General features: G+C 64.5%; 8 protein-coding genes. All 8 read left to right on the forward strand.

The features are described 5' to 3' along the window. Positions 1-36: 36 nt before the first annotated feature. Positions 37-900 (forward strand): type II secretion system protein, encoded by an 864-nt coding sequence (locus ACMLHG_RS03390; RefSeq protein ID WP_294433023.1) that lies wholly within the window; start codon positions 37-39, stop codon positions 898-900. Continuing rightward, positions 897-1,841, forward strand: coding sequence for an ABC transporter substrate-binding protein (locus ACMLHG_RS03395; protein ID WP_417169552.1), 945 nt, complete (start codon positions 897-899; stop codon positions 1,839-1,841). Before ACMLHG_RS03390 ends, ACMLHG_RS03395 begins: the two co-directional genes overlap by 4 nt. Continuing rightward, complete coding sequence (locus ACMLHG_RS03400; protein WP_417169553.1) at positions 1,838-2,845, forward strand: FecCD family ABC transporter permease; 1,008 nt, start codon at positions 1,838-1,840, stop codon at positions 2,843-2,845. The genes ACMLHG_RS03395 and ACMLHG_RS03400 overlap by 4 nt, the downstream gene beginning before the upstream one ends. Beyond that, positions 2,835-3,647 (forward strand): ABC transporter ATP-binding protein, encoded by an 813-nt coding sequence (locus ACMLHG_RS03405; protein ID WP_417169554.1) that lies wholly within the window; start codon positions 2,835-2,837, stop codon positions 3,645-3,647. Before ACMLHG_RS03400 ends, ACMLHG_RS03405 begins: the two co-directional genes overlap by 11 nt. Further along, a complete protein-coding gene (locus ACMLHG_RS03410; RefSeq protein ID WP_417169555.1) occupies positions 3,644-4,471 on the forward strand; it encodes a sirohydrochlorin cobaltochelatase in 828 nt (275 codons plus the stop codon). Before ACMLHG_RS03405 ends, ACMLHG_RS03410 begins: the two co-directional genes overlap by 4 nt. After that, the gene (locus ACMLHG_RS03415) at positions 4,468-7,017 is read left to right on the forward strand and encodes a cobyric acid synthase (protein WP_417169556.1); all 2,550 of its coding nucleotides are present in this window, start codon (positions 4,468-4,470) and stop codon (positions 7,015-7,017) included. Before ACMLHG_RS03410 ends, ACMLHG_RS03415 begins: the two co-directional genes overlap by 4 nt. A gap of 1 nt (position 7,018) precedes the next feature. After that, complete coding sequence (gene cobO, locus ACMLHG_RS03420; RefSeq protein WP_295807843.1) at positions 7,019-7,549, forward strand: cob(I)yrinic acid a,c-diamide adenosyltransferase; 531 nt, start codon at positions 7,019-7,021, stop codon at positions 7,547-7,549. After that, positions 7,549-8,140, forward strand: a 592-nt coding sequence (locus ACMLHG_RS03425) for a precorrin-8X methylmutase (protein ID WP_417169557.1), incomplete at its 3' end; no start/stop codon positions are given. The genes cobO and ACMLHG_RS03425, both read left to right, overlap by 1 nt.

An 8,140-nucleotide genomic window follows, 5' to 3' on the forward strand; every position in this document is an offset into this window, starting at 1 on the left:
TCCGCCTGTGCGCGTTACACAAAAAGGAAGTCACTCATGGTTTTCGCCGCACCTCTCCAAGTCAAACGTTGTAGCAATCGATTTACCCTGATCGAACTGCTGGTCGTCGTCGCCATCATCGCCATCCTGGCCGGTATGCTCCTGCCCGCCTTGAGTCAGGCCCGCAGCAAAGCGAGAAGCATCAGCTGCCTCTCCAACTGCAAACAGACCGGCTATGCCGTCAGCAGCTACCGGAACGATTTCGACGGATACGCCATCCCCGCCTACGTGCTCTACAAGATGGGCAGCGGCGGCACCCCCTGGCTGGGGGAACGGGACTCCTCCGGCAACATCGACGTGCAGACGTCGATCCTCATGCCGTACATCGGCAACTCCTGGGAGACGCTGATCTGCCCGGCCGCCCCCGCTGAATGGAATCTCTCCGACCCGGAAAAGATCCCCGGCGGCGCCGGATACGGTTACAACTACTATGGCGTCGGCGGGCAGTACTACCTCGGCGTCAGCCCCTCCAGCAACAAAATGCAGGCCGGAATGAAACAGATCGCCCGTCCGTCCCGGACCGTCGCCTTCGCCGATGCGATCAACGCCGACTCCGGGAGCTTCGGGGAGCCGACTTTCTGCCTCTATTCCCCGGTGAAACCTTCGCTTGAGAACGGAGTGCTCTCCGTATCGGTCATGTCGGAAAGCGGCGGCAAGAACCACGGCAACAACGTCCATTTCCGCCACTCCGGCTCCACGGCGAACTTCGTCTGGATGGACGGGCACGCGACCGCCGAACATATGGCGTTCCGCAAAAACAACTCCGATCCCCGGATCGATGCGATGAAAATCGGCAACATCGGCGCCATCGATTCCGACAGTTACTACACTCCGATGAGAACCGATCTTGAGGCGCTATGAGGAAGAGAATTTTTGCGTTCCTGCCGACAACGTTTCTCCTCCTCGCTCCGCTCGAGGGGGCGGAACCCGGCATCGTTTCGGAGAGCGCCGAAACCATCCGTTACCGGGAGGTGGACGGCACCGAGACACTGCTGACGAAACATCCCCGCCGGACCATCGTCGGCAACGCCTCGTTCGCCGACCCCTGGTTCACGGCGGGGGGAAGCGCGATCGGGGTCCCGACGGTCCGCAGTCAGCAGGCGCTCCCGGAACAGGCACGTGATCTGCCGCGCATCGGCGTGCTTCGTTCGTTGAATCTGGAGAAGATTTTCGCCATGAAACCGGACCTCGTGCTCATCAACGCCAATCTGCACGCCCACCGGGCGGTGCGGCACCACCTGATCGACGCGGGGATTCCCAATGTCGCGCTCGATTACGCCAACTTCCACGACTACATCGGAATTCTCGACCTCTTCTGCCGCCTCAACGGCGGAAGCGTGGAAACCAATTCGACGGCCAAACGGATCATCTCGCAGGTAAGAAAGCTGACGGAAGAGGCAGCGCGCCTCCCCTCCCCCCGGTTCGCCGTCCTCTTCGTGGCGAGCGGCGGATTCGTGCTCGAAAGCGGGGATCTGAACGTTCCGACCATGGCGGAGATGCTGGGCGGCACCAACATTGCCAGACAGGAGTCCGGACGGCTCAAATACAGCTTTGAACAGCTGTTGATCGACGACCCGGACATCATCCTCATCAACACGATGGGCGACTCGAAGGCGTTGCAGAAGAAGTTCACCCGCGACCTCATCAGCCAGCCCGCCTGGCAGCAGCTCAAGGCGGCAAAGACCGGACGGGTGCACTTTCTGCCCCCGGAACTCTTCCTCTATATGGCGGGGAGCCGTTATCCGGAAGCGTTTCTTCATCTGGCGAAGCTGCTTCACCCGGAAAAGGAGTTTACCCTATGAAATATGAGATTCTGCGCCGTACCGCCGGATTCCGGCTGACCATTCTGGCAATTCTCGCACTGCTGCTTGCTGCAGCGCTTCTGGCGGGTCTGCGTTTCGGTTCGCTCCGGCTGGATGCGGCGGAGATTCTCCATACGCTTCTTTCGGAACGCGAAGGCGTGAAATACCAGATTCTCTGGAACATCCGCCTGCCGCGGGTTCTGCTCGGCGCGCTGGTCGGCGGCAGTCTCGCCGTCTCCGGCGCGGTCCTGCAGGGAATCATGCGCAACCCGCTCGCCTCGCCCGGCATCATCGGCATCTCCTCCGGCGGCGGGCTGGGCGGCGTGCTGGTGCTCCTCGCCCTGCCGCAGTTCAGCCACCTGCTGGTGCCGGCGGCCTTCGCCGGAGCGCTGGCGACGGCGTTTCTGGTCTATCTGCTCGCCTGGAAGCGGGGCATCGACCCGGTACGGCTGATTCTCTCCGGCGTGGCGATCGGTTCGATGCTGGGGGCGGCCAGCAGTACCATTCTGCTCTTCAACGCGGAAAAGGTGGCCGGCATCCTCGACTTCACCGTCGGGAGCCTTTCGACCCGCTCCTGGCCGCAGTTCCGGCTGGTCTGGCCCTACATGCTCGGCGGCTTTCTCGTCTCCTGGCTGGCCTCCTCGCGGCTGAACATTCTGATGCTGGGGGACGAGGTGGCGGCAGGGCTGGGAATCCGGGTGGAACGGGTGCGGCTGCTTCTGCTTTCGGCGGCGGCACTGCTGGCCGCGGCGGCGGTGAGCGTGGCGGGGCTGCTCGGCTTCGTCGGATTGATCGCGCCGCACATCGTCCGACTGCTGATCGGGTCGGACAACCGCTTTCTGGTTCCGGGCGCGGCGCTCTTCGGGGCGGCGCTGGTGGTCGGGTGCGACACCATCGGCCGGATGGTGATGGATCCTTCGGAACTTCCGGCCGGGGTGATCATGTCGCTGCTCGGACCGCCCTTCTTCCTCTACCTGCTCAGGAGGCGGTCCTATGCGGCTTGAACTTCAGGAACTTGCGGCCGGGTACGGCAAAAAAATCATTCTCGACGGCGTCTCATTGGAGGCGCCGGAGGGGAAGATCCTGACTCTGCTCGGCCCCAACGGATGCGGCAAATCCACCCTGCTCAAAACGATCGGGCGACTGCTCCGGCCGCGGGGCGGCGCGGTGCTGCTCGACGGGAAATCGATCCACCAGCTCGACACGGCGAAGCTCGCCCGCGACCTGGCGATTCTGCCCCAGCTCCACCACGCCCCGGCCGATCTTTCGGTACGCCAGCTGGTCTCCTGTGGGCGCTTTCCGCACCGGAAGGGGTTCGGCCCGCCGGGGAAACACGACACGGAGGTGGTCGACCACGTTCTGGAGCAGACCCGGCTCACCGGACTGGCGCATCGGCCGCTGGCCACGCTTTCCGGCGGGGAACGCCAGCGGGCGTGGATCGCCATGACGCTCGCGCAGGAGCCGAATCTGCTGCTGCTCGACGAACCGACCACCTTTCTCGACATCTGCTGTCAGTTCGAAATCATCGAGCTGGTGCGCGAACTAAACCGCGAACTCGGAATCACGGTGGTGATGGTGCTTCACGACCTCAATCTGGCGGCGCGCTGTTCGCACCTGCTCGCGGCGATCCGCGACGGCAAGCTCCGGTACGCGGGGAGCGCGGAGGAGATTCTGCGCCCGGAAATCCTGCGGGAAATTTTTGAGATCGAGGCGAAGGTGGTCACCGGCGCGGACGGGATTCCCTACTGCATTCCGGTCGGCTCCTGCCGCCGGGAGGGGCGGGAGGAAGGGAAGGAGACACCATGAAGAACCATTGCATCGCTCTTCCTTCGGGAAATTCACAGGAGGCACTGGTCGCGGTATGGTTCGGCACCACCGTGCCCGGTGCGGAGGCCTCCTATCTGCCGGTGGAGGAGGAGCTGAAACGGCGCAATCCGGGGATTCCACTGTACCGCGCCTACCTCTCCGGCATGGTCCGGCGCCGCCTCGGCGGGCGGGTTCCCGCTCCGGCGGAGTGTCTGAAACAGCTGCTTGACGCGGGAATCCGGCGCGTTGGGCTCTTCTCCGGCCTGCTGACGGCGGGGGAGGAGTTCGAGCGCCTCCGGGCGGAGCTCGTGCCGTTCCTCCCGGAAAACGGCGGCTTCGACGCCCTGTCTCTCTCGCTCCCGGTCTGCGCGGAGCCCGACCGGCGGAAGCAGTTTTTCGCCGCGGTCGCCGCGACGGTTCCGGCAGGAAGTGCGGCGCTCTTCATGGGGCACGGCCACGCCGACGGCCGGAGCGACGCGCTCTATTGCTCGGCGGCGGAGGAGTGGAGGCAGGTTCATCCGGGGCTGTTCCTCGCCTGCGTCGAAGGGAGACCTGCCTTCGAGGAGGTGCGGCAGGAACTTCTGCATGCAGAAATCAACCGTCTTTCGCTCCGCCCGCTGCTGTTGACGGCGGGGGATCACGCCCGCAACGATCTTGCGGGTTCCGGGGCGGAGTCGTGGAAATCACAGCTGGAAGCGGCGGGAATCGAATGCATCCCGGAGCTCCGCGGCCTGGGGGAGTATCCCGCCGTGGCCGCCGTACTTGCGGAAGCGCCGTTTTACCCGGTACAACATCCGGACGGCGACAGGAGAAAACAACAATGAACCAGACGGAACATGGTGGAAATCGAACGAAACTCGCCCGCGAGGCGGGATGCCTCCCGGAGGAACTGCTTGACTTCAGCGTCAACCTCAATCCCTGCGGACCGCCGCCGGGGGCAAACGGCAACTTTCTGCGCAGTTTCGACCTGCTCGGCGCCTATCCGGAGCCTCACGCGGAGTCGCTCCACCGCTTTCTGGCGGAAGCGACCGGCATTCCGGAGGAGTGCCTTCAAGCCGGCAACGGCTCCAACGAACTTCTGATGTACCTGCCCGCGCTCACCGGGGCGAAGCGGGCGCTGATCGTCACGCCGGGCTACCTCGAATACGAACCGGCCTGCCGCCGGGCGGGGCTGGAGATCGAATACGTTCCGCTCCGGCGCGAAGACGGGTTCACACTCTCTTTGGAGAAGCTGGAGCAATCCATCCGCCCCGGCGATCTGGTGATCGTCGGCAACCCCGGCAATCCGACCGGAACGGCGGTGAAGGCGGCGGAACTGGCGGCACTGGCCGGGCGGCACCCCGATGCGACGTTCCTGATTGACGAGGCATTTGCCGACTTCCTTCCGCCGGAGTACCGGTTCTCCGGAATCGAATGCGACAATCTCATTCTGCTCCGTTCGCTGACCAAGTTCTACGCGATGCCGGGGCTGCGGATGGGGTATGTGGCCGCTCCGGCACGGCTCATCGCCACGCTCCGGAAGCAGCTGCCCTGCTGGCAGCTGTCGACGCCCGCCGAACGGATGATCCGCTACTGTCTCTCTTCGACGGAAGAGTTTGCCGAGCGGAGCCGCCGCGAAACCGCACAGCTGCGGCAGGAGTTTTCCGGCATGCTGGCAAAGATTCCGCAGCTGGTCTGCTACCCCTCGCTTGCGAACTATCTGCTGCTCGAATGCCCCCTGCCCGATCTGGCCGGACGGCTGTTGAAGGAGGAGCACATCGCGGTGCGCCGCTGTGCCGATTATCCGGGGCTGGGGGAGAACTTTTTCCGCGTCGCGGTCCGGAGCCGGGCGGAGAATCTCCGCCTCGCGACGGCGCTCGCCCGCCTCTGCGACGCAAAGGCGCCGTTCATTTCGCAGAAACGCCGGACGCCCGCGTTGATGATTCAGGGCACCTGTTCCAACGCGGGCAAGAGCGTGCTGGCCGCCGCCTTCTGCCGGATCATGCTCGAAGACGGCATTTCGGTCGCTCCGTTCAAGGCGCAGAACATGGCGCTCAACTCCTTCGTCACCCCGGACGGCGGCGAGATCGGCCGGGCGCAGGCGGTGCAGGCGGAGGCGTGCCGGCTCGACCCGGATGTACGGATGAATCCGATCCTGCTCAAGCCGGAGAGCGACCACGGCAGTCAGGTGATCGTGCGGGGGCGGCCGGTCGGGAGCATGCGCGCGAAAGAGTTCTTCCGCCGCAAACCGGAGTTCTGGCGCGAAGTCACCGCCAGCTACGACAGCCTGAGCCGGGAACGCGAAGCGATCGTGCTCGAAGGCGCGGGCAGTCCGGGCGAAATCAACCTCAAATCGACCGATATTGTCAACATGCGCATGGCCGAATACGCCGATGCCCGGGTTCTCCTGGCAGGCGACATCGACCGGGGTGGCGTCTACGCCTCCTTCATCGGCACTTACGCGACCTTCGAACCGTGGGAGCGGAAACTTCTGCACGGCTTCGTGGTCAACAAGTTCCGGGGGGATCCCGCGCTCCTCGGCAACGCCCACGCCGAAGTGGAGCGCTTCACCGGCAAACCGGTGCTCGGCGTGATCGACTTCCTGCCGGGGCCGGGTCTGCCGGAAGAGGATTCGGTCGGCTTCTCCTTCGCGAAGAAAGCGAAGCCGGGCGCGGCGATCGACATCGCGCTGATCCGGCTCGGCCACATCGCCAACTTCACCGACTACGCGCCGCTCGAAGCGGAGCCGGACACCGTCGTGCGCAGCGTCTCTTCTCCGGAGGAGTTCGGCACTCCCGACGTGGTGATTCTTCCTGGCAGTAAATCGGTTGCGGCCGATTTCGCCATGCTGGAGCAGAGCAAACTTGCCGGAAAAATCCGCGAAGCGGTGCACCGCGGCTGCCGATACGTCGGCATCTGCGGCGGACTTCAGCTCGCCGGAGATGTGCTGCTCGACCCGGACCGGGTGGAATCGTCGAATCCGGTTGCTCCGATGTTCGGCTTCCTGCCGCTGGTGACCACGATGAAGGGGGAGAAGATTCTCCGGCGCACCACCGGAACCACGGCGGACGGCACCCCGGTTTCCGGCTATGAGATTCACTTTGGCCGCACCGAGTGCAACGATCCATCCGTCAAGGTGATCCGTTCCTCCGACGGGCGGCCGGTCGGCTTCGAACGGGGGAACTGTTTCACCACCTATCTGCACGGCATCTTCGATGACGACCGCTTCCGCCGGAAGTGGCTCGACGAGGTCCGGGTAAAAAAGGGTCTTGCCCCGCTCGGGGAAGTGACCGCGCACTATGGAGTGGAGGCGGCGCTCGCCCGGCTCGCCGCCCACGTCCGCGAACGGATTGACATTCCGGCACTCTACCGGGCGATGGGGGTGCGGTAAGATGCTCGAATTCGACGATCGGGAACGCGGATTGCTCCTGAACCTCACCGGCGACGGCAAGGGCAAGAGCACCAGCGCTTTCGGCACGGCGCTCCGGGCGCTCGGCTGGGGGTGGCGCGTCGCGGTGATCCAGTTTATGAAAGGGGAGCGGCCGACCGGAGAGAAAAACTTCTTCTCCCGGTATTTCCCCGAAATGATTTTCGAACAGTACGGCCTCGGCCTCACCACCCGCCCCGGCGACCACCGGGGCATGGCGCAACGGGGCTGGGCGAGAACCCGGGAACTGCTGGAGAGCTTCGACGGCGAACTTCTGATTCTCGACGAACTCAACGTCGCACTGCACCACGGATTTCTCGACCCGGCGGAGGTGGCCGCCCTTCTCCAGGCGCGCCGCGCGACGCTCAACCTCATCGTCACCGGACGGCACGCGCCGCCGGAACTGGTCGAAATCGCCGACCTGGTCTCCGAAATCGCCGACATCAAACACCCCTTCCACCGGGGAATCCCCGCCAGAAAAGGAGTTGATTACTGATGAAATCCCCATGTGAACGGATTCAATGGAACTGCAGCGGCAGTGAGATCGAACAGGAGAGCTTCCGCCGGATCGACCGGGAGGCGCCTCCCGCCCTGCGCCAGCGCTTCACCGACGCCGAGTGGCATGTCGCCCGGCGACTGATCCACACCACCGCCGACTTCGCTATCGCCGAACAGCTCCGTTTCTCACCGGGCGCGATCGAAGCGGCCCTCGCGGCACTCCGGCGCGGCGCGCGAATCTACACCGATTCGAACATGATCAAATCGGGGCTGTCGATTCCGAAACTGCAGAAGTTCCACCCCTCTTACAGCCGCGAAGCGATTCTCTGCCCGGTGGCGGACCCGGAGACGGCGGAGTACGCAAAACAACGCGGCATCACCCGCGCGCTCGCGGCGGTGGAGCTCCACGAGAAGGAGCTCGACGGAGCGATCTTCCTCTGCGGCAACGCGCCGCTCGCCCTCGCGGGGGTGGTCCGCATGACGCTGGCAAAGCGCATCACCCCGGCGCTGGTGGTGGCCATGCCGGTGGGGTTCGTCAACGTGGTGGAATCCAAGGAGTATTCGGAAGAGCTCCCCACCCCCTGCATCC

Source organism: Victivallis sp., assembly GCF_048170485.1.
Lineage (GTDB): Bacteria > Verrucomicrobiota > Lentisphaeria > Victivallales > Victivallaceae > Victivallis.